The organism is Azoarcus taiwanensis (assembly GCF_012910885.1).
In the GTDB taxonomy this organism is placed as follows: Bacteria; Pseudomonadota; Gammaproteobacteria; order Burkholderiales; family Rhodocyclaceae; genus Azoarcus_F; species Azoarcus_F taiwanensis.
In genome coordinates this window covers 13,721-33,482 of record NZ_WTVM01000034.1, presented here as the reverse complement: position 1 = coordinate 33,482, position 19,762 = coordinate 13,721, and the positions used below count along the sequence as shown (strand labels likewise).

Sequence of the window (19,762 nt, the reverse complement as noted above, 5' to 3'; positions counted from 1 at the left end):
GCCCGGCCCTGCAGGCCAGCCCTCACTGATACACGAGTCGCACCCGCTTGACGTTGCACAGCAACTCGTAGGCAATGGTGCCGGCACCTTGCGCGACCTCGTTCACCGATACGTTCGTGCCCCACAGCTCAACCGGACTGCCAATGCCTGCGGTGGGTGCTGCGGTGAGGTCCACAGTGAGCATATCCATGGAGACCTTGCCGATCAGCCGCGTGCGAACACCGTGCACGAAAACCGGGGTGCCGTCGGGGGCGCTGCGTGGGTAGCCGTCTGCGTAACCCATGGCGACGAGTCCGACTCGCGTGGGGCGTTCAGCGATGAACCGCGCACCGTAGCCGATTGCCGCGCCTGCGGCGATCTCGCGCACGCCGACGATCTCGCTTTCGAGCGTCATCACCGGGCGCAGAGCGTTGGCTTCGTCCGGCATCGGGTCGGCGCCGTACAGTGCGATGCCGGGTCGCCCCCAGTCGCGGCGGGCCGCAGTCCATGACAGCACACCGGCCGAGTTGGCGATGCTGCGTGCACCGGGGATACCGCTGGTTGCAGTGTCGAAGAGCGCAATCTGCCGCGTTGTCGCCGCTGAGTCGGGCTCATCGGCCTGGGCGAGATGCGTCATCAACACGATCTCTCCTATGCCTCGGCAAGCGCGCAGCCGCTCCCAGGCGCCCCGGTAGCTCGACGGCTCGAAACCAGCCCGGTTCATGCCGCTATTGAGCTTGAGCCAGACGTCAAGCTTCAGGCCATCCGGGTGATGCTCCTCCTCCAGCATCCGGAGCTGCGCTTCCTGATGTACAACCAGCCAAAGGCCATGGCGAGTTGCGAGTGCGAGATCCTCGGCGTCGAAGACGCCTTCCAGTACCAGAATCGGTGCGCGAATACCCGACTCGCGCAGTTGCACCGCCTCCTCGACAATTGCAACAGCGAAACCTTCCGCGATTTCTTCGAGTGCCCGAGCGCACTCTATCGCGCCGTGCCCGTATGCGTTTGCCTTGATGACGGCCAGAGTGCGGCTGCCGTGGCGCTGTCTCGTGAGTGCGTAGTTGTGACGAAGTGCGTCGAGATCGATGCGGGCGCGGGCGGGTCTCATTGTGCGGCGGCGAGCTGGTGGCCTGATGTGGAAACCGCTACTTTGCCATATCGTGCGAGCGCAAGATCATCGTGTCGTATCGTCGGCTGGCGTTCAGTCACGAGATCCGCGAGCAATTGCCCGGAGCCGCAGGCCATGGTCCAGCCCAGTGTGCCGTGGCCGGTGTTGAGAAAGAGCTCGGGGTACCGGGTCGCGCCGACGATGGGGGTGCTGTCGGGGGTCATTGGCCTGAGACCCGTCCAGAATTCCCCCTGCGAACCATCCCCCGCACCGGGGAACAGGTCCTTTACGACCATTTCAAGCGTCTCGCGTCGGCGCGGGTTCAGCCGCAGATCGAAGCCGCCAAGCTCCGCCATGCCACCGACCCGGATCCGTGAGTCGAAACGCGTCATTGCGACCTTGTGGGTTTCGTCCATGACCGTGGACACCGGTGAAGCGGCTGCATCTGCAATTGGCAGCGTGAGAGAGTAGCCTTTGACCGGATAGACCGGCAGCTCGAACTGCAGCGGTGCGAGCAACGCGCGCGAGTAGCTCGCAAGGGCCAGCACATAGCGATCGGCATGCAGGGTTTCACGCGCGCCTTCCGGCGAGACCACCCGGACACCCTTGATCCGGCCGCGATCGCTCAACAGGGACTCGATCTGAGTATTGAAGCGGAACTGCACGCCAAGCGCACGCGCCTGTTCGGCCAGTCGCGTTGTGAACAGGTGGCAGTCGCCTGTTTCATCATTGACGGTTCGCAGACCACCGACAAGCTTGCTGGCCACCCTGGCCAGCGCGGGCTCGACACTTGCGAGGGCGCCGCGGTCCAGCAGCTCGTGGGCGACGCCGAACTCGCGGAGGACCTCGATGTCACGCTGCGCGGCCTCGAGCTGCGCGTGCGTGCGAAACACCTGCAGGAAGCCGAGGCTGCGCTCTTCGTAGCTGATGCCGGTCTCTTTTCGGAGCTGGCGCAGGCAGTCGCGGCTGTATTCAGCGAGGCGTACCATGCGCTCCTTGTTGATCCGGTAGCGGCTGTCAGTGCAGTTTCTCAGCATCGCGGTCATCCAGCGCAACTGGAATAGCGAACCGTCGGGCCTTATCGACAAGGGTGCATGGCGTTGGAACAGCCATTTAAGTGCCTTCAAGGGAATATCCGGCGCTGCCCATGGCGTCGAGTAGCCTGGCGACACCTGTCCGGCGTTGGCAAAGCTGGTTTCGAGAGCCGGACCTTCACCGCGCTCGACGACCGTCACCTTGGCGCCCGCACGCGCAAGGTAGTAGGCGGTGGTGACGCCGATGACTCCGCTGCCGAGTACGATAACCTGCATTTCACTGGCTCCAAGCTATTAGACGATGTGAAATGCAGTGTAGGTGTCAAGAAGTAGAGAGAAGCACTATAGTTAGACGGTGAAGCAGCGAAAAGCCCTGTCACCATCCCATATTTTGCCGAGACACAGCAGAAATGCGTGACCTTGATCGTATCGACCTGAAGATTCTCGACCTGCTGCAGCGCGAGGGCCGCATTTCGATGACCGAACTCGCCGGTCGAGTCGGCCTCTCGGCGACACCCTGCAGCGAACGTGTCAGGCGTCTCGAACGCGAAGGTGTGATCACCGGCTATCACGCGCGCGTCGATCCTCGTGCGCTGGGCAAGCCATTGCTCGTATTCGTCGAAATCAAGCTGTCGATGAAATCAGCCGACGTGTTCGATCGAGTCAAGAAGGAACTGCTCTTCGTGCCCGAGGTCATGGAGTGCCACCTGGTTTCGGGCGATTTCGACTATCTGATCAAGGCCCGAATTGGCGAAATGGGCGAATATCGCCAACTTCTCGGCCAGATCCTCCTCAAGCTGCCAGCGGCGGTCGAGTCGCGAAGCTACGTCGTGATGGAGGAGGTCAAGGAAAGCCTCTACCTGCCGCCGGCCTGAGCGGGACCAGCGGCAGGTTTTCGCCTCAGAGCCGGAAGCGTGCGACGGCTTCGGCGAGGGTGCGCGCAGCGCGCTCGAGCAGAGACACTTCGGATGAAACCTGGCTGGTCGAGGCGCCCGTCTCCTGCGCCATCCGGGCGATGACTTCTACTGATCGCGCGATCTCGGCCGCGCTCGCACTCTGCTCCTGCAGGGCGGCCGCGATCCTTACGATCACTGCTTCGGCGGCTTCGGACTCGTCGGAGATTCGGCTTATCGAGTTGTTTGCCTCGTTCGCAAGCCTGCCGCCTTCGCCGACCCGCTCCACTGCATGCGCTATGCTGTTGAGAGCCGCGTTCTTGCTGGCCTGGATGTCGGCGATCATCGTCGAGATCTCCTCGGTTGCCGAGGAGGTGCGTTCGGCGAGTTTGCGCACCTCGTCTGCGACCACTGCGAAGCCGCGGCCCTGTTCACCCGCTCGGGCAGCCTCGATGGCGGCGTTCAGCGCGAGCAGATTGGTCTGGCCCGCGATGTCCTTGATCAGCCCCACCACCTCCGCGACGCGGTCGGACTGGTTGCCCAGTCGCTCGACGTTGCGTGACGAATCGCTGATCGTGGTCTGGATGCTGAGCATCTCGTCGATCGAAGCCTTGACCACCCGGCCGCCCTCGCGTGAGGCGTCTGCCGACCGAACCGCGACCTGACGAGCATTCTCGGTGTCATCGGCCAGGACGTTGATCGAGGTCGTGAGCTCTTCGATTCCTGCGGCCATCTGTGAAGTGGCCTCGAGTTGCTCCTGCATCAGGCGGTCGACCTCGGTGGCCAGTTTTGCAAGCGATCCGGCGGAGCTCGAGACCGTGCCCGCTTCGCTGCCCACGTGACTCAGCGTGCCGCGCAAGGCTTCCTGCATTTTTACGATCGTGCCGAGCAGGCCTGTCTGGCCGCTGTTGCCCACCCGTATGCTCAAGTCACCCGCGCCGATATGCTGGGCGATGTTCGCGACGCCTGCGGCATCGAGCGCTTCTGCCTTGAGCCTCACTGCCATGTAGGTCAGCACCGCAGCTTCGATGACCACATAGGCTGCGTGGATCAGCACGACTTTGATCGAAGGGCCGTTCTCGAACAGGTAGATGCCCAGTCCGGCCGCCTGCAGGTAATTGAAGGACAGGTGATGCACTGCGATGAGCGCCGCGGCCGCGATAACCGGTCGCCAGTCACGGTAATAGAGCAGGAAGGCGAGCAGCACGAAGATGCCGAAGTGTGCTTCGATCATGCCGCCGGCCTGCTGAATGTTCAGCGCCGAGAAGACCATCAGCGCGAAAGCGACCGTGATGCGGCTGGCGATTGAACCAGACGCCATTTTGTACACCAACGCCGGGACTGCCAGTGCGGGGATTGCCACGGCCAGCGTGATGCCTATCGTGTCCGTGCCGACGCCAATGGCTAGGCTCGCAACAAACAGAAATGCAAGGGCTGCGAGCATCACGCGGTCCGCAGATGCGCGCAGCGGGTGCAGGATCGCCTCGTCGTCGAGGCTTCGGTCGGTTCGCATCATGTTGTCCTTGTGATTGCCTCTCGGATCAGCTGCGTGGCGCAAAGCAGATCTCGCTGGCAGGCGAGGTGTAGGCCCACCAGCCCAGGAGCGCGCCGCTATACCCCAGCCAAACGCAGACGATCAGGCTGATCGTCAGTCTGCATGCCGGGGTGGGGCGAATCCTCGGATTATCCAAATGGGTTCTCCTTGTTGCGTCCACGTAAACGGCTTTGTCCGATTCTTCTTTAGCTTGTTCCGAATCAGCTTGCCAATGTCGTGACCGATTTCGCACCCGTCCGCATTCTGTTGCAGGTCCGTCGGACGGCTGCGACAATGGTCCCAAGAGAGAACCAGAAGATCTTGCTTTGTTGAACCAAGGAGGAATGCTCATGGAACTCATCGACCGCTTGACCAGCGAACTCAAGGTCAATGCCCGACAGGCGGAAGGCGGTGTCGGCGCCCTGATGCACGTCGTCAAGGAGCAATGCGCGGCCGAGACCTTCGACGCGATTCGAAACCTACTCCCGGCCGTCGATGACTGGATGCGGGCTTCACCCGAGCAGGGCGGGACGGGGGTGATCGGCTTGCTCGATGGTATCTTCGGGCAGGTTCCCGGCAGCCGACTTGACGCCTTCGCGCGCCTGGGTGGGCACTTCCAGTCCCTCGGCATGTCGCCTGCGATCGTCAAGCCTTTCTGCGAACAGGTGCTCGCCTGGTTGCAGGCCCATCTTGAAGATGGACCTCGCAACCAGATCACAACGATTCATGAGAAATTCATGAACTGAGACAGTCTCGGGGGGCCGGGTTTTGCCCGCGCTTCGGCGAGGCCTGTCGCGAGTGGCATCCAAGAGGTCGGGATGACGGATGCCACGCGCCCTGCCGATGGCTCAGGCTTCACTGTCGCGTTTGGCGTCGGCCAGCGGAACGACCCCGGGAAACTCGAATCGCCTGCGCCCGGGTTCGGTTTCCGTTCGCGGCTGGCAGGGTGAGAGGGTCGCCAGGCTTCTGCGCGTGAGATCGTGATAGCAGTGCGTGCCGGTGACTTTCCATGACCGCTCCAGCTCCGACAGTTCGCGCATGATGCGTGCCGGCGAGCCAGCGGCGAGCATCCCGGCCGGGATCTCCATGTCGGCCTTGACGAAGGAGCAGGCCGCGACGATCGCATTCTCCCCCACGATGGCCCTGTCCATCACCACCGAGTTCATGCCGACCAGCGCATTTCGCGCGACGCGGCAGCCATGCAGAACCGCGCCGTGCCCGATGTGTCCGTCTGTCTCGACGACTGTGTCAATTCCCGGGAAGCCATGCATCACGCAGGTGTCCTGAACATTGGCGCCTTCTTCGAGCAGGATGCGCCCGAAGTCGCCGCGCAGGCTGGCGAGCGGGGCCACGTAGCAGCGCGGCCCGATGATGACGTCGCCGATCAATACCGCGTCCGGATGAACGAAGGCCGTCGGGTGTATGACGGGGCGCAGGCCGTCGATTTCGTAGCAGGGCATGCTCGGTTCCTCAGTTCGGTAAGATGCTTGCGTTGCTCACGCGCTCTCAGTCGATATGCCGGCGCCGCTGGATCACGCGAAAGCGGTTGGCCACGAAAGCGCTGTCGGAATACGCGGCGTTGGCAGCCGGGTTCATTCCGGTGCCGTGGTAATCAGAGAAGGCCCCCGATTGATTGACGAAGACGCCGCTGGTCAGATTGATCGATAGTGCGACGCCGGCGTGCCAGCTTGCTTCGGTCATCGCCTGGACGACTTCGTCCCGGGTCGAATAGATACCGGCGGTCAACGCACCACGCTCGCTACCCAGTCGCTCGGCCAGCGCAATGGCGGCCGCAGCATCGGCGGTCTTCACGACGAAGGCGATCGGACCGAACCTTTCCTCCATGTAGAGCGATTCGTCCGCAGCATCGCATGCGAGAAGGACGGGTGTGCGCACTTCGGCGGAGGGGAAATCGGGGTGGTCGATTCGCTTCGACGCGAGCACCACCCGTCCGAGGGTGTGTGCCTCTTCGATTCGGGCCAGTGTGGCTTCCGATTGAATCGCGCCGAGCACCGCAGTGGCAACGTTCGTGTCGGCGAGAAACGTTTCCAGCGCCGTCGCGAGGTCGGCCGCCACGTCGTCGAAGGACTTGTGGCCCTGGTCGGTTTCGATGCCGTCGGCCGGAACAATGATCGCCTGTGTCGTCGTGCACATCTGGCCGGCGTAGAGGCTGAGCGTGAAGGCGAGGTTGCGCAGCATTCCCTTGTATCGGTCGGTCGACTCGATGACCACATGGTTGACGCCCGCCAGTTCGGCATACACCTGGGCTTGCCGGGCGTTGTCCATCAACCATTGGCCGAAGACGTTGCTGCCGGTGAAATCGATGGAGCGCACACGCGGATCGGTGGCGAGCGCACGGGTGCGAGCAGGGTTTTCGAATACGGCAAGGCTTACGAGATTGGGATCCAGCCCCTGTTCCTGCAAGACTTCGCGGGCGATCTCCACCGTGATGGCAGCAGGCAGCACCGCGTTCGGATGCGGCTTCACGATCACCGGGTTGCCAGTGGCCAGGGCTGCAAAGAGGCCTGGGTAGGTGTTCCATGTGGGGAAGGTCCCGCAGCCGATGACAAGGGCGACGCCGCGTCCGACGATCTCGAACTGTTTCTGCATTTTCAGCGGCGGATTCTTGCCCTGTGGCTTTTCCCAGATGCTCTCGGACGGAATCCTGGACATTTCGTCCCATGCGTATGCGACCGCTTCGAGGCCGCGGTCCTGCGCATGTGGGCCGCCAGCCTGGAAGGCCATCATCCAGCCCTGACCCGTGGTCAGCATGACTGCCTGGGCGATCTCGAAGCTGCGACGATTGATGCGATCGAGCATTTCCAGACAAATGCCGACGCGACCGGCGGCGCCGACGCGTTGCCAGGCCGATTGTGCCGAGCGGGCCGCCGCGAGCAGGGCCTCCGTGTCGCACTCCGGATAGTGAATGTCGAGTGTGACGCCGTAGGGAGAACGTTCAGTTGCCAGCCAGCCGGAGATCCCGGGCTGGTCGAGCGCAAAGCGCTTGCCGATGCGCGCCTGCATCGCACGCTCGCCGTCCTCTTTGGCAGTCTCGCCATAGATCTTGGGGCTGGGTGCTTCCGGGTACGGGCTCCAGTAACCCCGTGTGCGGATGGCTTCCAGCGCCGCATCGAGCGTCGCCTTATGTTTCTGAAATAGCGGGTGGGTCATCGTTCTCTCCGTGGGTTGTGGGCCGCACCCCTCGTCCATGACGGTTCGAATACGGCATGCCTTTCTGTGGGCTGGAAAATAATGCTTGAGTTTTGATCTAGATCAACATTACTATTGATTGACCGGTCGGTCAATGGACTTTGCGAAGGCTCAGGGCCGGCCCGATTCTTCGTGATCGTGCGTCGAATGACATGGGTCGCGGAGAACGTAACGATATCACCCGAGTCGGGCTTGATCCTGCATTCGGCGAGGTGGTGTCGGTAGTCGAGAGACAGGGGTGCTTGCACTATAGTCAGTAAATCGGTTCGTCTCTTTGCTGCGAGAGCGGACCTTCCGATCGATGATGCCGTTGTTGCTGATTCGATCTTGATGGAGCCGTGACGGAAGTTGAGCGCCGATCGAGTCGATTTCGGCGAAACCGGTTACCCAACGGGGGATGAGATGACGGGCACGTTCGAGACGATTCAATTCGCTATTGATGCAGGGGTTGCGACGCTGACCCTGAATCGACCCGACAAGTTGAACAGCTTCAACGAGACGATGCACCAGGAGTTGCGTGATGCGCTGGAGCTCGTCGCGAGCGGACGACGCGACGGTTCGGTGCGCGTGCTGGTTCTCACCGGCGCTGGACGGGGATTCTGCGCCGGTCAGGACCTGTCCGACCGCAGCGTGGCACCCGGTGACGAAATGCCGGACCTCGGCGACTCGGTCGAACGCAACTACAAACCCCTGGTGCTCGCGCTCCGAGCGCTGGACTTGCCGGTGATCGCGGCGGTCAATGGTGTCGCGGCGGGGGCGGGTGCCAACATCGCGCTCGCCTGCGATCTGGTTTTCGCTGCCCGCTCTGCAAGCTTCATCCAGTCTTTCTGCAAACTGGGTCTGATTCCCGACACCGGGGGCACCTGGATTCTGCCGCGCCTGCTGGGCCCTGCACGGGCTCTCGGGCTGACCCTGCTCGGTGACCGGCTTGGCGCTGAGCAGGCCGAACAGTGGGGCCTGATCTGGAAGTGTGTCGATGACGAAGCGTTGCAGTCGACGGTGCAGGCGGTTGCAGCCCAACTCGCGGCCGGCCCGACCTTCGGCTACGCGCAGACCAAGAAAGCGATCTGGGCGAGTTCGACCAATGATTTCGAAGAACAACTCGTACTCGAACGCAACATGATGACTGTCTGCGGCCGTTCCAACGATTATCGCGAAGGCGTCGCGGCTTTCATCGACAAGCGCGCGCCGCGTTTCAAGGGGGACTGATTCATGTCGGCGGTCAGCGTGCAGACCGATGTGCTCGTGGTCGGTGCCGGTGCGATGGGCAGCGGCATCGCCCAGGTCGCCGCCCTGGCGGGACATCGGGTGTTTCTAGCCGATACCTCTGCTGAGGCCGTCGAGAAGGGTTGTGCGGCGATTGCTGCGAGTCTGCGCGAACAGGTGAGCAAGGGGCGCCTGGATGCGGCGCGAGCCGAGTCCACGATCGCCAGGATTCACGGCATCGACAAGCTGGCCGATGCACGCACCGCCACTCTGGCGATCGAAGCGATCGTCGAGCGGCTTGACGTCAAGCGCGCCCTGTTCTTCGAGCTCGAGTCGACTCTCCCCGAGCAGGCGATACTCGCCTCGAATACATCCTCCTTGTCGATAACCGCCCTCACCGCAGGCTTGTCGCGGCCTGAGCGGGTCGTCGGCATGCATTTCTTCAATCCGGCGCCGCGCATGAAGCTGGTTGAAGTCGTCTCCGGTCTCGCGACGGATGCGGACGTGGCCGATACCGTGTTTGCAACCGCGGTCGCCTGGGGAAAGGTCGCGGTGCATGTCGTGTCGTCGCCGGGGTTCATCGTCAATCGGGTCGCCCGTCCCTTCTATGCCGAGGCGCAACGCGTTCTGGCCGAGCGCGCGGCCAAGCCTGCCACCCTGGATGCAGCGATGCGTGACTGCTGTGGCTTTCCGATGGGGCCGTTCGAGCTGATGGATTTCATCGGCCACGATGTGAACTTTGCGGTTACGCGTTCGGTTTTCGATGCCTGTTTCGGCGACCGCCGCTACGAGCCCAGCCTTTTCCAGCAGGAACTCGTCGCAGCTGGCCGGCTCGGGCGCAAGAGCGGGCGCGGCGTCTATGACTACCGGGCGGGTGCGATTCCACCCCGCCCCGAGGACGAATCACCCCGAGAGGGAGCGGAGCGGGTCCGGCTTCACGGGGCCGAACCATCACTGTGCGCCCTTGCCGATCGGCTGGGCGCCGTCGCGGTCGTCGAGCGCATGGGCGGGGCTGCCAGTCGTGAGTCGATCGAGATCGAGGGTGCCCACCTGGTGCCGTGCGACGGGCGCACCGCGACCCGGCGCGCCGCGGAGGAAGACTGCCCGAACCTGATCGTGTTCGACCTCTGCCTGGACTATGCAAGCACGCCGCGACTGGTGATCGCGCCCGCAGACCAGTGCGCCTCGGCCGCGCTGGACTGCGTGGTCGGGACGCTTCAACGCGCGGGCCTGGCGGTGAATCTGATCGACGATGTGGCAGGGTTGATCGGGCTGAGAACCGTCGCGATGATTATCAACGAAGCAGCTGGCCTGGTGCAGGCCGGCGTCGCCACAGCCCATGACGTCGATGCGGCAATGCGCTACGGCACGAACTATCCTCGCGGTCCGCTCGAATGGGCAGACGAGCTGGGAGTCGCCCGCGTGGTGGCTGCGCTGGACAGGCTGAATGAACACTATCGCGAGGAGCGGTACCGCTGTGCACCGCTGCTGCGAAGAAAGGCAATCGGAGGGAGAAAGTTTCATGAATGAACCACAGGCTTTCGTGCGCGATCGGACCGGCGAAGCGGATGCGCAGTCGCTCGCCGAGCGCGTGCGCGATGCGATGTTTGCGCTGGACAACACCGCGCAGGACCTTGGAATCGAGGTGCTGGACATTGGACCGGGTCGGTCCAGGCTCGCGATGACCGTACAGCCGCGCATGCTCAACGGTTTCGGGATTTGCCACGGCGCCTATATCACCGCGATCGCGGATTCGGCCTTTGCCTATGCGTGCAACGCGTGCAACGAGCAGACGGTCGCGTCGGGCATTGCACTGGACTTTCTGCTGCCCGGCCGCCCGGGCGACCGGCTGACCGCGAACGCGCGGGAGATCAGGGCGTCGGGTCGTACCGGTCTCTACGACATTGAGGTGTTCAATCAGCACGGCGAGCTTGTTGCCGTCATGCGAGGCAAGTCGTACCGGATGAAGGGGCGCCCTGTGATGCAGACAGAGTGAAGAACCAGAGGTGAGCGCAAACAAGAGACACTGAGGCGCAGGCGGAGGAGACACCAATGAACAACATCAACGAATACGGGCCGGCAGAGCTCGAACCGATCGAAAGCGTCAGCGAGGACGAGCTGCGGGCGGTGCAGCTGGAGCGTCTGCGATGGAGCCTTCGACATGCTTATGACAACGTCGCGCACTACCGCCGGAAGTTCGACGAGGCGGGAGTGCATCCTGACGATTTGCGGAGCCTGCACGACCTCGCGCGTTTCCCGTTAACGACGAAACAGGATCTGCGTCAGAACTACCCTTTCGGCATGTTCGCCGTGCCGCGCGAACGCATTGCCCGTGTCCATGCGTCCTCGGGCACGACCGGCAAGCCGACTGTCGTCGGCTATACGCTGAAGGACATCGACACCTGGTCCACCGTGGTCGCACGCTCGATCCGGGCTGGTGGCGGGCGGCCGGGCGACATGGTGCATGTTGCCTATGGCTATGGGCTCTTCACCGGTGGCCTCGGCGCGCACTATGGGGCCGAGCGGCTCGGCTGTACCGTGGTGCCCATGTCCGGTGGGCAGACAGAGAAGCAGATCCAGCTCATCCAGGACTTCGGGCCTCAGGTCATCATGGTGACGCCCTCCTACATGCTGACCATTCTGGACGAGATGGAACGGCAGGGGATCGACCCGAAGCAGACCTCGCTGAAAGTCGGCATCTTCGGCGCCGAACCGTGGACCGCGGCCATGCGCGAAGCCATGGAGCAGCGTTCCGGCATGGATGCGGTCGACATCTACGGGCTCTCCGAGGTGATCGGCCCGGGGGTCGCCAGCGAGTGTGTGGAGACCAAGGATGGTCCCGTGATCTGGGAAGATCACTTCTATCCGGAAATCATCGACCCGCGGACCGGCGAGGTATTGCCGGATGGCGAAGAGGGCGAGCTGGTGTTCACCACCCTCACCAAGGAGGCGATGCCGGTGATTCGCTACCGCACCCGCGACCTGACGCGGCTGCTGCCGCCTACTGCGCGCAGCATGCGCCGGATGGCAAAGATCACCGGTCGCACCGACGACATGCTGATCATCCGGGGCGTGAACCTCTTCCCGACCCAGATCGAGGAACTGATCTGCCGGATGCCGAAACTGGCGCCGCAGTATCTGCTCGTCGTGGATAAGGAGGGCCACATGGACACGCTGACGGTCAAGGTCGAGCTCAACCCCGAGGCGAACGTCGGGCGACACGCAGAACAGCGTGAGGCCCTCGCCCAGGAGCTCACCCACCACATCAAGAGTCTGATCGGTGTGTCGGCGCGCGTCGAGGTGTGCGAGCCGTTTGCGATCGAACGGGTCACGATCGGCAAGGCCAAGCGTGTGCAGGACCGTCGCCCGAGGGCGTGACCCGTGCCTGGCGATTGAAACGAGCGGGATGTCAAAAACCATTACGCGGCGCGCCCCCAGGCAAAACGTCGCGGCATTTGCGAGAAAGGAGCAGCCATGTACACACAAGCTCTCGACATAGCACCAAAGGATCCGGACGATCGCGCGTCCCGCGAGGCCGAGAATCCGGCCTACGTGGATGAATTCAATGCGCGCATCGACGCGGGCGGCTTCATCGAACCCAAGGACTGGATGCCGGAGGCGTATCGCAAGACACTCGTGCGCCAGATCAGCCAGCATGCGCACTCCGAGATCGTCGGCATGCTGCCCGAAGGCAACTGGATCACCCGCGCGCCGACGCTCAAGCGCAAGGCCATTCTGCTTGCCAAGGTTCAGGACGAGGGCGGACACGGACTGTATCTCTACGCGGCCTGCGAAACCCTCGGCGTGTCGCGAGACGATTTGACCGAAGCCTTGTTGAGCGGTCGCGCGAAATACAGCTCGATCTTCAACTACCCCACCCTGAACTGGGCCGACATCGGCGTGATCGGCTGGCTGGTCGATGGCGCGGCGATCATGAACCAGATCCCGCTGTGCAAGTGCTCCTATGGTCCCTATGCACGCGCCATGGTCCGCATCTGCAAGGAGGAGTCCTTCCACCAGCGTCAGGGCTACGACGCGCTGCTGCAGATGATGAAGGGCACGAAGGAACAGCGTGAGATGGTTCAGGACGCGGTCAATCGGTGGTGGTGGCCATCGATCATGATGTTCGGTCCGCACGACAAGGACAGCGTGCATGTCGATTCCATGCGCTGGGGCATCAAGCGCATTTCGAACGACGATCTGCGGCAGAAGTTCGTCGACGCCACCGTCAAGCAGGCCGAGGTCCTCGGCGTGACGCTCCCGGATCCGGCGCTCAAATGGAACGAGGCGCGCGGCCACTATGACTTCGGCGCCATCGACTGGGACGAGTTCTGGTCGGTGGTGAAGGGAAACGGCCAGTGCAATGTCGACCGTCTCGCGGCGCGGCGCAAGGCTTGGGAGGACGGCGCCTGGGTCCGTGAGGCCGCGATGGCCTTCTCGGCCAAACAGGCGGCCAGGAAGCTCGCCGCCTGAGTCGGGCGACATGACACATACCGCGGGTGTCGCCTCGGGTGACGCCGCAGATCGGGCTCAGACCCGCACAAGGAGAACAGGCATGGAAAAGAAAGAATGGCCGTTGTGGGAGGTGTTCATCCGCAGCCGTAACGGACTCGATCACAAGCACTGCGGCAGCGTTCACGCGCCGGATGCGCGGATTGCCCTGCAGGTCGCGCGCGACGTCTATACCCGGCGAATGGAGGGGGTGAGTATCTGGGTCGTGCAGGCTGACCACATCGTGGCGTCCGATCCGGACGCGAAGCCGGAGTTGTTCGACCCGGCCGAGGACAAGATCTATCGGCATCCCACCTTCTACAAGCTGCCGGACGAAGTGAACCACATGTAATGCGGGGTGCAGCGTCGTGCGATGCACGCGCTTTCGCCGACCTGCACGCCGACGGAGAGAGCAATGGCGACGAATCAAGAACACACCGAATACGTTTTGCGCATCGGTGACAACGCACTGATCCTCGGACAGCGCCTTTCGGAGTGGTGTGGCCATGCGCCGGTGCTGGAAGAGGACATGGCGCTTGCGAACATGGCGCTTGACCTGATCGGACAGGCACGCATGCTGCTGACCCGCGCAGGCGCCCTCGAAGGCGAGGGACGCGACGAGGACAGACTCGCATTCCTGCGTACCGAGGGCCACTACCGAAACCTGACCCTGTGCGAGCTGCCGAATCATGATTTTGCGCGGACCAAGGTGCGCAACTACCTGTTCAGCACCTTCCAGGTGCTGCTGTTGTCACGCCTGGTCGGCTCCACCGACGCCGAGCTGGCGGCGATCGCCGGCAAGAGCCTGAAGGAGGCGCGCTATCACCAGCAGCATTCGGGAGACTGGGTGATCCGGCTTGGCGACGGCACCGAGGAGTCGCACCGGCGAACGCAGGAGGCGCTCGACTACCTGTGGCCCTACACCGCCGAGTTCTTCGCGCCGGCGCCCGGTGAGGATGCGATCGCCGCGGCCGGAATCGGGCCGGCCTGGCACGAGCTCGAGCAGAGCTGGGAGGCCCAAGTCCATCCATTGATGGTCGAGGCCACGCTGACAGTGCCGCCGCGTACGCCGTTCAAGTCCTACGGCAAGTTCGGTCGCCATTCCGAGCACATGGGCCACTTGCTCGCGACCATGCAATACATGCAGCGCACCTACCCGGACACGCAGTGGTGAAGCCGATGCTGACCGTCGCCCAAGCCTGGAAAACGCTGGAGGACGTGCCCGATCCGGAAATACCGGTGATATCGGTCACCGAGCTCGGCATCGTCCGCGAGATCGAGGTCACCGAGAACGGCCTCAAGGTCGTGGTGACGCCGACTTACTCCGGCTGCCCGGCGACCGAAGTGATCGCGCAGAGCATAAGAGAGGCCCTGCTTGAGGCGGGGGCGGCACAAGTCAATGTGGAAACCCGCTTGTCGCCGGCCTGGACCACCGACTGGATCGTGCCGGCCGCGCGCGAGAAGCTGCGCGCCTACGGTATCGTGCCGCCGGGTGAGCGTGCGGCGAACGCGCCGCAGCCCTTGCGTTTTCACAGACCCCGCTTGCGCTGTCCGCGCTGCGGCTCGGACGACACCGAGCGCTTGTCCGAATTCGGGTCCACGGCCTGCAAGGCGACCTATCGCTGCAAGACCTGTCTTGAGCCTTTCGAGTATTTCAAACCGATTTGAACCGCCTCACGAAGCGGCGTTGGAGACAGCACCATGACACCACGTTTTCATTCCCTCAAGGTCGTCGAAGTGCGACGCGAAACCCCGGAGGCCATCAGCCTGCGTTTCGAGGTGCCTGAGGACTTGCGAGACGACTACCGTTTCGTGCAGGGACAGCACGTGAATCTGAAGGCCACTGTCGATGGCGAGGCGTTGCGCCGTTCCTACTCGATCTGCGCCGGCGTCGACGACGGCGAGTTGCGGATCGCGATCAAGAAGGTCCCTGGCGGAAGGTTCTCGACCTGGGCGCACGATCACATCCGTGTCGGCGACGTATTCGAAGTGATGACGCCCGAGGGCAGGTTCCATACCCAGCTGGATCCTGCCACCGAAAGGCATTACGTCGCCTTCGCGGCTGGCAGCGGCATCACGCCCATTCTGTCGCTGATCAAGACGACGCTGCGCGCCGAGCCCCGCAGCCGCTTCACGCTCGTCTACGGCAATCGTCGGCAATCCAGCGTGATGTTCGCCGAAGCGCTCGAAGATCTGAAGAACCGCTATCTCTCCCGTTTCGTTCTGTACAATCTGTTCTCCCGCGAAGAACAGGATGTCGCGCTGTTCAATGGACGCCTCAATGGCGAGCGGGTGAAGGTCTTCCTCGATACGCTGATTCCGGTCGACACCATCGATGCCGCGTTCATCTGCGGTCCGGGTGGGATGATCGACGAGGTCGAGGCCGGGCTGCTTGCAGCCGGCATGGCGCCGGAGAACATCCACCTCGAGCGCTTCGGGGTGCCGGATTCGGGACCGGCTCATCACGTTGAACCCGGCGATGCGGCACAGGCGCAGGTCACCATCGTTGCCGACGGTTTGCGCCGCGTGATGGAGTTTCGCGCAGAGGACCCGTCCATTCTCGATGTCGCCCTGCGAGCCGGGATGGATCTGCCTTATTCGTGCAAGGGCGGCGTGTGCTGCACCTGTCGTGCGAAAGTGCTTGAAGGGGAGGTCCGGATGGACAAGAACTACACGCTGGAGCAGCCGGACATCGACGCCGGCTACGTGCTCACCTGTCAGGCACATCCGCTGACCGAGCGCGTGGTGATCAGCTTCGACGAGCGCTGAACGCAACGAACACAGGAGATGTAATGGCCAGGGGAAAAGCGGCGACTTTCGAACAGCAGCGGTTGGCGATACTCGGAGCCGCCGCGCTCCTGTTTGCGCAGCGTGGTTTCCACAGCGCGTCCATGGCCGAAATCGCGCGCGCATGCGGCGTCTCGAAGCCTCTCCTCTACCACTACTATCGCGACAAGGAGCATCTGCTCTTCGATATTGCCGACAATTACATTGATCGGCTGGTGGCACTGGTGGAGTCGGTCGACGCCGCGCGACTCGAGGCCTTGCCGCACCTCGAGGCGCTGATTGCCCGCTTTCTTGAAATATACGCGAGCAGTCAGAGTCACCATGCGGTGATCGTACAGGACGTCAAGTTCCTTCGCCCTGAGCTCAGGACATCGGTGCGAGCGAAGGAAGGGCGCGTGGTTGCCGCCTTTGCCGACGCGATCGAACGGGTCGAACCGGGCTTGCGCCGACAGGGTCTGGACAAACCGGTCGCGATGATTCTGTTCGGCATGATCAACTGGACCTTCACCTGGTTGAGGCCAGACGGGCCTCTGTCCTACGCAGATATGGCGCCGATCGTGTCGCGCATCTTCATCCAGGGCGTGAGCGGGCTCGCCGGCACGCGTCAGACGACAAAGTCGCGCGCCACAACTGCGGATCCGATCCACGCAATCTCAAAGGGCTGATGCCATGACTGAAGTATTCATCTGCGACGGCGTTCGCACTCCGATTGGCCGCTACGCCGGCGGATTGTCGTCGGTGCGTGCGGACGATCTCGCAGCACTACCGATCAAGGCCTTGATCGAGCGTAACCCGGGCCTCGATCCGGCGCAGATCGACGATGTGTACTACGGCTGCGCCAACCAGGCGGGGGAGGACAACCGCAACGTCGCGCGCATGGCGGCCATGCTCGCGGGTCTGCCGGTTACGGTACCAGGCGCGACCCTCAATCGCCTGTGCGGGTCAGGTATGGATGCCATCGGCACTGCCGCCCGTGCAATTCGAGCTGGTGAGGCCGACATCATGATTGCCGGTGGCGTGGAAAGCATGAGCCGTGCGCCCTTCGTGCTGGCGAAAGCCGAATCCGCCTTCTCGCGCAGCGCCAGGATAGAGGACACGACAATCGGGTGGCGCTTCGTCAACCCGCGCATGAAAGCGACGCATGGCATCGATTCGATGCCCGAGACTGCCGAGAATGTTGCGCTTCAGTTCGGCATTGCGCGTGAAGACCAGGACGCGTTCGCCTTGCGCAGCCAACAGCGTTATGCAGCTGCACTGGCGCGTGGCTTCTACGATGGCGAACTGATTCGGGTCGTGATACCGCAGCGCAAGGGCGACCCCGTGATCGTGTCGGCCGACGAGCATCCACGTGAAACCTCGCTCGAGGCGCTCGCGCGTCTCAAGGGCGTGGTTCGCCCGGACGGCACGGTGACCGCAGGCAATGCTTCGGGCGTCAATGACGGGTCAGTCGCGTTGCTGCTGGCCAGCGAGGCGGCTGCGGTACGCAATGGCCTCACACCACGTGCGCGCGTGGTGGCCATGGCAACAGCGGGGGTCGAATCCCGCATCATGGGTATCGGCCCCGCGCCTGCATCGAAAAAACTCCTGCAGCGTACGGGCCTGACGCTAGCGGACATCGACGTGATCGAACTGAACGAAGCCTTTGCCGCACAGGGACTCGCCGTGTTACGCGAGCTTGGCGTGCCGGACGACGCGCCGTACGTGAACCCTAACGGTGGCGCGATCGCGCTTGGTCATCCGCTCGGTGCCTCGGGTGCGCGGCTGGTGTTGACGGCGGTCCGCCAGCTCGAGGCGAGCGGCGGACGTCGGGCGCTTTGCACAATGTGCATCGGTGTCGGGCAGGGCATCGCGATGATTGTCGAACGCGTCTGATCGTTCCGGGAAGCAGCGGCGATATCGCTTGGGCATACCCCGTTCGGGCCGGATTCTCACGCCAGTGCCGCGTGTGCGCGCATCTTTTGCTTGACGTTTACGTCATCGTCAATATCATTGACGACTGAATCTCGTCGAAACTGCGTAGCCGTTGTTCCGCCTCTTGCCTGCGGCGCGGCGGACGAATACGCTACGTGCGGCGTCGATCGGTGAATGGAGTTGCAAAGAGCATCATGTCGAACAGGTCTGGTAAGAATTCGCTCCGTCCGGGCAGCTCCGCGCGGGCAACCACGTTCACGATTTCCCAGCTCGCCGAAGAGTTCAATATTACCACCCGCGCGATCCGCTATTACGAGGACCAGGGTTTGCTGTCGACCTTGCGGCGCGGCAATCGTCGCATCTACAGTCGACGCGACAGGGTACGACTGGGACTGATTCTGCGCGGCAAACGTCTGGGTTTCAGTCTCAACGACACCCGTGAGCTGTTCGATCTGTATGACCATGCGCCCACCGAGGATGCCCAGATGAGCAGGTTCATGAACCTGTTGTCCGAGCGCCGGGCCTTGCTTCAGCAGCAGATGCAGGACATCCGTGCCATTCTCAGTGAAATCGAGGTGGCCGAGGCCGATTGCCAGCGCACGATGTCGGTGCGCAAGCGCAACGCTGCCGCCAAGGCGGGCGAAACCGAGATTGCGCAGACCGAGCAGGCCTGAGCTAGAGCGCGCCACCTGGGTGCGCAGGCGGTCCTGAAAGCTGCGGTCGGGTTTCTGAAGACCTTGTCAATCCAGGGCTCCTGTCTTCCCAAGTTCGCGTCAATGGGGTGGTTCGCCTTGCACGCGACTGCCCCATAGCCACGTCGTTTCTTATTGCGTGCAGTGTCGACTGTGGTTGGATGCTTTTCCAGCACGACTCACATTTCACGGATAAGTGGACGTTAACGTAAACGGAAGCTAAGATTGATTCTGGACGTTGGAGATTCTCGTGAGAATCCATCTGGCCCGGACTCCGAACGACTCCTGGCCGCAGTCAGTACCCAAGCCGAGGGATTACGCCATGCCTACTGTTTGTTCCATCGAACCGACTCCCAATCCGCTTGCGACCAAGTTCGTGCTCGACGCGCCGCTGCAGATCCAGTCTGCACGACAGTTCGATTCGGCCTCGCGCGCTTTTGGCGATCCCCTCGCCGAGAAGCTGTTCGCCATCGACGGGGTGGCCGGTGTGTACTGCACCAATGATTTCGTCACCGTGACACGCATGCCGACTGCCGACGTGGAAGCACTCGAGGCGGCGGTGAGCGATTGCATCGAGGCCTACAAGCCGCGTCGCGTGATAAACGTATCGTGCGAGAACCCGCCCCCGGGTGAGCGAGCGCCGTCCGTCCATGATGTTGGAGATCCGTTCGAGACCGACGCAGACGACCCTGACCTGCTCATGCAGATCAACCATGTCCTTGATGAGCATATCCGCCCCTATCTGGACAAGGACGGCGGCGGACTCGACATCCTCCGCCTGCAGGAGTTCGCCCTGACCGTGCGCTACAAGGGGGCCTGCGGCGGCTGTCCGTCCGCGGTCACCGGCACCCTGTTCGCGATCAACAACCTGTTGCAGAACTACGTGGACGATCGCATCCAGGTCATTCTCGACTGAG

Annotated in this window: 20 protein-coding genes; 15 read left to right on the top strand and 5 right to left on the bottom strand. The window is 62.9% G+C overall.

Going from position 1 to position 19,762, the window contains the following annotated elements:
* Positions 1–22: 22 nt before the first annotated feature.
* Together alr and GPA21_RS07645 are read right to left on the bottom strand one after the other, a co-directional pair.
* Positions 23–1,087 carry an alanine racemase gene (alr, locus tag GPA21_RS07650; protein ID WP_168987612.1) on the bottom strand — a complete coding sequence of 355 codons (1,065 nt, stop codon included), beginning with the start codon at positions 1,085–1,087 and terminating at the stop codon, positions 23–25.
* Positions 1,084–2,397, bottom strand: a complete 1,314-nt coding sequence (locus GPA21_RS07645) for a D-amino acid dehydrogenase (protein ID WP_168987611.1) — start codon at positions 2,395–2,397, stop codon at positions 1,084–1,086. The genes alr and GPA21_RS07645 overlap by 4 nt, the downstream gene beginning before the upstream one ends.
* Before the next feature lie 134 nt (positions 2,398–2,531).
* On the opposite strand from GPA21_RS07645, the gene GPA21_RS07640 reads away from it, so the two are divergent.
* Entirely contained in the window at positions 2,532–2,996 is a 465-nt protein-coding gene (locus GPA21_RS07640; RefSeq protein ID WP_168987610.1) for a winged helix-turn-helix transcriptional regulator, read from the top strand.
* A gap of 25 nt (positions 2,997–3,021) precedes the next feature.
* Here GPA21_RS07640 and GPA21_RS07635 read toward each other — a convergent pair whose 3' ends face one another.
* Positions 3,022–4,527, bottom strand: a complete 1,506-nt coding sequence (locus GPA21_RS07635; RefSeq protein ID WP_168987615.1) for a methyl-accepting chemotaxis protein — start codon at positions 4,525–4,527, stop codon at positions 3,022–3,024.
* A 371-nt stretch (positions 4,528–4,898) separates the two neighbouring features.
* Here GPA21_RS07635 and GPA21_RS07630 point away from each other — a divergent pair, with 371 nt between their 5' ends.
* Positions 4,899–5,294, top strand: coding sequence for a DUF2780 domain-containing protein (locus GPA21_RS07630; RefSeq protein ID WP_168987609.1), 396 nt, complete (start codon positions 4,899–4,901; stop codon positions 5,292–5,294).
* A 102-nt stretch (positions 5,295–5,396) separates the two neighbouring features.
* Here the strand turns inward: GPA21_RS07630 and paaY are convergent, their stop codons facing one another.
* Both paaY and paaN read right to left on the bottom strand, forming a co-directional pair.
* Positions 5,397–6,008 carry a phenylacetic acid degradation protein PaaY gene (gene paaY, locus GPA21_RS07625; RefSeq protein ID WP_168987608.1) on the bottom strand — a complete coding sequence of 204 codons (612 nt, stop codon included), beginning with the start codon at positions 6,006–6,008 and terminating at the stop codon, positions 5,397–5,399.
* 46 nt (positions 6,009–6,054) lie between these two features.
* Entirely contained in the window at positions 6,055–7,719 is a 1,665-nt protein-coding gene (gene paaN, locus GPA21_RS07620; protein WP_168987607.1) for a phenylacetic acid degradation protein PaaN, read from the bottom strand.
* 441 nt (positions 7,720–8,160) lie between these two features.
* Here paaN and paaG point away from each other — a divergent pair, with 441 nt between their 5' ends.
* The 13 genes from paaG (at position 8,161) to GPA21_RS07555 (ending at position 19,761) form a co-directional block, all read left to right on the top strand.
* The gene (gene paaG / locus GPA21_RS07615) at positions 8,161–8,967 is read left to right on the top strand and encodes a 2-(1,2-epoxy-1,2-dihydrophenyl)acetyl-CoA isomerase PaaG (protein ID WP_168987614.1); all 807 of its coding nucleotides are present in this window, start codon (positions 8,161–8,163) and stop codon (positions 8,965–8,967) included.
* 3 nt (positions 8,968–8,970) lie between these two features.
* Positions 8,971–10,494, top strand: coding sequence for a 3-hydroxyacyl-CoA dehydrogenase PaaH (gene paaH / locus GPA21_RS07610; protein WP_168987606.1), 1,524 nt, complete (start codon positions 8,971–8,973; stop codon positions 10,492–10,494).
* Positions 10,487–10,960, top strand: a complete 474-nt coding sequence (gene paaI / locus GPA21_RS07605; RefSeq protein WP_168987605.1) for a hydroxyphenylacetyl-CoA thioesterase PaaI — start codon at positions 10,487–10,489, stop codon at positions 10,958–10,960. The genes paaH and paaI overlap by 8 nt, the downstream gene beginning before the upstream one ends.
* Before the next feature lie 56 nt (positions 10,961–11,016).
* Complete coding sequence (gene paaK / locus GPA21_RS07600; protein WP_168987604.1) at positions 11,017–12,342, top strand: phenylacetate--CoA ligase PaaK; 1,326 nt, start codon at positions 11,017–11,019, stop codon at positions 12,340–12,342.
* A 96-nt stretch (positions 12,343–12,438) separates the two neighbouring features.
* The gene (gene paaA / locus GPA21_RS07595; protein WP_168987603.1) at positions 12,439–13,437 is read left to right on the top strand and encodes a 1,2-phenylacetyl-CoA epoxidase subunit PaaA; all 999 of its coding nucleotides are present in this window, start codon (positions 12,439–12,441) and stop codon (positions 13,435–13,437) included.
* Positions 13,438–13,519: 82 nt separating this feature from the next.
* Complete coding sequence (paaB, locus tag GPA21_RS07590) at positions 13,520–13,807, top strand: 1,2-phenylacetyl-CoA epoxidase subunit PaaB (protein WP_168987602.1); 288 nt, start codon at positions 13,520–13,522, stop codon at positions 13,805–13,807.
* Positions 13,808–13,870: 63 nt separating this feature from the next.
* Entirely contained in the window at positions 13,871–14,629 is a 759-nt protein-coding gene (gene paaC / locus GPA21_RS07585; protein ID WP_168987601.1) for a 1,2-phenylacetyl-CoA epoxidase subunit PaaC, read from the top strand.
* A 5-nt stretch (positions 14,630–14,634) separates the two neighbouring features.
* The gene (gene paaD / locus GPA21_RS07580; RefSeq protein WP_168987600.1) at positions 14,635–15,123 is read left to right on the top strand and encodes a 1,2-phenylacetyl-CoA epoxidase subunit PaaD; all 489 of its coding nucleotides are present in this window, start codon (positions 14,635–14,637) and stop codon (positions 15,121–15,123) included.
* A 33-nt stretch (positions 15,124–15,156) separates the two neighbouring features.
* Positions 15,157–16,224: a 1,2-phenylacetyl-CoA epoxidase subunit PaaE gene (gene paaE / locus GPA21_RS07575; protein WP_168987599.1), complete on the top strand. Its 1,068-nt coding sequence runs from the start codon at positions 15,157–15,159 to the stop codon at positions 16,222–16,224.
* Positions 16,225–16,247: 23 nt separating this feature from the next.
* Positions 16,248–16,907, top strand: coding sequence for a TetR/AcrR family transcriptional regulator (locus GPA21_RS07570; RefSeq protein ID WP_168987598.1), 660 nt, complete (start codon positions 16,248–16,250; stop codon positions 16,905–16,907).
* Between the two features lie 4 nt (positions 16,908–16,911).
* Positions 16,912–18,114, top strand: coding sequence for a 3-oxoadipyl-CoA thiolase (gene pcaF / locus GPA21_RS07565; RefSeq protein ID WP_168987597.1), 1,203 nt, complete (start codon positions 16,912–16,914; stop codon positions 18,112–18,114).
* Between the two features lie 233 nt (positions 18,115–18,347).
* On the top strand, positions 18,348–18,827 hold the full coding sequence (locus GPA21_RS07560) for a MerR family transcriptional regulator (protein WP_168987596.1): 480 nt from the start codon (positions 18,348–18,350) through the stop codon (positions 18,825–18,827).
* 340 nt (positions 18,828–19,167) lie between these two features.
* On the top strand, positions 19,168–19,761 hold the full coding sequence (locus GPA21_RS07555; RefSeq protein WP_168987595.1) for a NifU family protein: 594 nt from the start codon (positions 19,168–19,170) through the stop codon (positions 19,759–19,761).
* Position 19,762: the final 1 nt, after the last annotated feature.